Annotated in this window: 3 protein-coding genes; 1 reads left to right on the top strand and 2 read right to left on the bottom strand. The window is 32.3% G+C overall.

The features are described from left to right. Nucleotides 1–581: 581 nt before the first annotated feature. On the top strand, nucleotides 582–701 hold the full coding sequence (locus tag B0A78_RS13460; protein ID WP_080572519.1) for an IS3 family transposase: 120 nt from the start codon (nucleotides 582–584) through the stop codon (nucleotides 699–701). Nucleotides 702–775: 74 nt separating this feature from the next. On the opposite strand, the gene dnaK is transcribed toward B0A78_RS13460, so the two are convergent. Continuing rightward, a complete protein-coding gene (gene dnaK / locus B0A78_RS13455) occupies nucleotides 776–2,665 on the bottom strand; it encodes a molecular chaperone DnaK (RefSeq protein ID WP_065213429.1) in 1,890 nt (629 codons plus the stop codon). A gap of 381 nt (nucleotides 2,666–3,046) precedes the next feature. After that, a partial coding sequence (locus tag B0A78_RS13445; RefSeq protein WP_249030964.1) for a metalloprotease occupies nucleotides 3,047–3,936 on the bottom strand: 890 nt, incomplete at its 5' end.

The following is a 3,936-nucleotide window of genomic DNA, read 5'->3' as shown; positions in this document are numbered from 1 at the left end:
TAAAAATTAATACCATTTAAACTTAAAATATACTGGATTAAAAAGTAAAGTTCTCGATACGTTTTTTTTTCATTTTAAAAACAACTCGAACAGACAGTTGAGTATATAATTGAAATCATCGTTAGTTCGAGCGCGAAGCGCATCGAGAACCAACACTAATTTTTGTTACTTTTGTAGATGTACTATTTTTAAAAAGAAAATTCAACGTTTAAATGGTATTATAAATCCTTGATGTACTATATTATTATATTTTATTACCCACAAGTATAGAAATTCTATAGATTAGTTTTTTGGTTGTTTATGAGTTTTACTGTTTACTCAAACCTCGTGATTTTTTATAGAGTATAACAGTGAATAAATCTTTAATTTTATATGCTGATAAATAATTTTTTGCTCTTATTTGATAAAAACACATCACAAAATAAAATTCCCTACAATGCCACCCTTTTAGATTCAAAGAATACTCTTTTAGATTCTATTTATAGTCTCTTGTTTGTCACTCCGACGTAAGGAGGAGTCACATAATCAATATCAAAAAAAGGAATCATAATTAGGAACATTTCATAAAATAATACAGATCAATAAACCAATTAAAAAAAGAGATAAATGAATATATAATTTATTACAATAATGATAGAATCAAGTCAAATTTAAACAAAATGAGCCCGATATTCTATCGGGCTCATTATTATCAAAGTTAATTATAAATTTGTCTAAACTTTTGGGTGCAGTACATTTTTCGGACAGCTTTCTTATTTATAAAATTTATAATATTTTATTTTACTTCTTCAAACTCTACATCTTGAGTAGCGTCACCACTTGCATCAGCTTGTGGCTGTCCTTGAGCGGCTTGCTGCCCTTCTGCTTGAGCTTTATACATTTCTTCAGAAGCGTTTTTCCAAGCTTCATTGATTTTTTCTAAAGCTGGAGTAATAGCAGAAATTTCTTTTGTTTCGTAAGCAGCTTTTAACTCACTTAAAGAATTTTCTATATTTGATTTATTACCTTCTGATAATTTATCACCAAATTCACTTAACTGCTTTTCCGTTTGAAAAATCATGCTATCTGCTTCATTTAACTTATCTGCTTTTTCTTTAGCGGCTTTATCTGCTTCCGCATTCATTTCAGCTTCCTTACGCATTCTCTCTATTTCTTCTTGTGTTAATCCAGAAGAAGCTTCGATACGAATGTCATGTGATTTGCCTGTTCCTTTATCTGTAGCTGATACTTTGATAATACCATTTGCGTCGATATCAAAAGTAACTTCAATTTGCGGCACTCCTCTTGGTGCTGGCGGAATACCATCTAAATGAAAACGACCTATTGTTTTGTTATCGTTAGCCATTGGTCTCTCACCTTGTAATACGTGAATTTCTACTGATGGTTGATTATCTACTGCTGTCGAGAAAACCTGTGATTTTCTAGTAGGAATTGTTGTATTAGATTCAATTAATTTAGTCATTACACTTCCCATTGTTTCAATACCTAAAGAAAGTGGCGTTACATCTAATAACAATACATCTTTCACATCACCTGTTAGTACACCTCCTTGAATAGCAGCTCCAATTGCTACTACTTCATCTGGATTTACACCTTTAGATGGTTTTTTACCAAAAAACTTCTCTACTTGTTCTTGAATAACAGGAATACGTGTAGAACCTCCTACCAAGATTACTTCATCAATATCAGAAGTAGACAAACCTGCGTCTTTTAATGCTTTAACAACAGGCTCCATTGAACGTTTTACTAAACTATCCGCTAATTGTTCAAATTTAGCACGTGTTAGAGTTTGCACTAAGTGTTTTGGTCCAGAAGCTGTAGCCGTAATATAAGGAAGATTGATTTCAGTTTGTGCTGATGCTGACAATTCAATTTTTGCTTTTTCAGCAGCTTCTTTTAAACGTTGTAAAGCCATTGGATCTTGACGTAAGTCTAGTCCTTCTGCTGATTGAAATTCATTAGCTAACCAATCAATAATTACTTGATCAAAATCATCTCCTCCTAAATGAGTATCACCATTAGTTGATAATACTTCAAACACTCCATCACCTAATTCTAAAATAGAAATATCAAAAGTACCTCCACCTAAGTCATAAACAGCAATTTTTTTATCGTGAGCTGCTTTATCTAAACCATAAGCTAAAGCTGCTGCTGTAGGCTCGTTAATAATACGCATTACTTTTAAACCTGCAATTTCACCTGCTTCTTTAGTAGCCTGACGTTGTGCATCATTAAAATAAGCTGGAACTGTAATAACCGCTTCAGTTACTGTATGTCCTAAATAATCTTCAGCTGTTTTCTTCATTTTTTGAAGTGTCATAGCTGATAATTCTTGTGGTGTATATAAGCGACCATCAATATCCACACGTGGTGTATCGTTATCTCCTTTCACTACTTTATAAGCCACAGTTGAAGCTTCTTTCGCGCTTTCAGAGTATTTATTCCCCATAAAACGCTTAACAGAAGCAATCGTTTTAGTAGGGTTTGTTACTGCTTGACGTTTTGCAGCATCTCCTACTTTAATTTCTCCTCCTTCAACAAATGCAATTACTGATGGAGTAGTTCTTCTACCTTCTGCGTTTGCAATTACAACTGGTTCTCCACCTTCCATTACTGCCACACATGAGTTAGTAGTACCTAAGTCGATTCCAATAATTTTACTCATAATATAATTCTCCTTAAATTTTAATTCTTTTTAATGAACTACTTTTAAACAAGTAGTCGTGCTTTCAATACATTTTCGAAAATGACAAGGATTATGCCAATACTAAAAACGGTGTCGTTTGTCAGCACACCTTTATTACTTTATGACAAAATGACAAAAAAAACATTCTTCATTATTTTTTAAATTGACAAAAAAACAGATTTTCCATTCGTTTACCTCGTTAACAATTCCTTTTTTCACAAATCTAAAGCAGCTTTTTAAAATTTTGATTTGCCCCCTCTCTTCTTTATAAGTAAAAAAAACAAAAGTAGGACTTTCTATTAATAAAAAAGCCAACTATACAATGATAGCTGGCCCTAAAAATAAGATTAACTAAATTTATTATAAGTTAAAATATTCCGCATCAGACATTTTTCCTGATTGAATTTTTTGTAATTCCTGCATTTTACTCATAATTAATCGGTGGCCTTTATCACTCATTCCTTCTGGTTTAGCCATTCTATAAGAAGCATTTAATACTCCATTATAGTAATAAAAGAATTCAGTATCAAACTGAGTTGCTGTTAATTTAGTATTTGCAGGATCTGCTAACAAAAATCCTAAACGAACTGCTGAGCGTCTTTGTGCAGGTTTACCATGATGATCTGATTTTGTTATTTGATTATCTCCAATTGAATATGCAAATTCATAAGCTGCGGCTATTTGATAATAAGTAGTTTTACCATACCCTTTTCTCAAATAATATCCCGCCATTCCATCTGCTTCTAACTCACTTGCTCTGGCGGTTGATTCTTTTACAGAAGGTAAACGAAACGTATATTGTAATTGATGTCCATACTCATGAGCAAGAATCATTATGTTAACTAAATTTGAGGCATCTTTAGATTTTGCATCTCTGAAAATACCTTCTCCATAATAAATTTTCCCAGTATCATAAGAAATAGCATTATAAGTAGATTTCCAGTCCGTGCCATTTTTTACAAATCTAAAAACTGGAGCTGCTTCAGAAATTCCTCTCCAAAAAGTTTTAATAGCTGTATTTTGATCATTCATTAAAATAGCATCTGCTACTGTTCCTGCTCCATCAGATAAGGTTTTTGATAGAGTAGCCGAAGCTGGCCAATTATCATCAACAAAATCACATTCTTTTTCTACCTCTATTGGTTTTTCTATAATTACTGCTTCTTCTTGTTTTTTTACTTCTTCTTTTTCTTTAGAACAAGAACATAATATTAAAGAAACTACACCCAACAACAGAGTGCTTACTTTGA

Source organism: Flavobacterium columnare NBRC 100251 = ATCC 23463, from assembly GCF_002530675.1.
Lineage (GTDB): Bacteria > Bacteroidota > Bacteroidia > Flavobacteriales > Flavobacteriaceae > Flavobacterium > Flavobacterium columnare.
The sequence above is the reverse complement of the archived record's forward strand: the minus strand, read 5'-3'. Positions and strand labels throughout refer to the sequence as shown.

Bases quoted from the DNA above. Each gene is read 5' to 3' on its own strand.
- dnaK (WP_065213429.1), bottom strand. From the start codon at position 2,665: ATGAGTAAAATTATTGGAATCGACTTAGGTACTACTAACTCATGTGTG.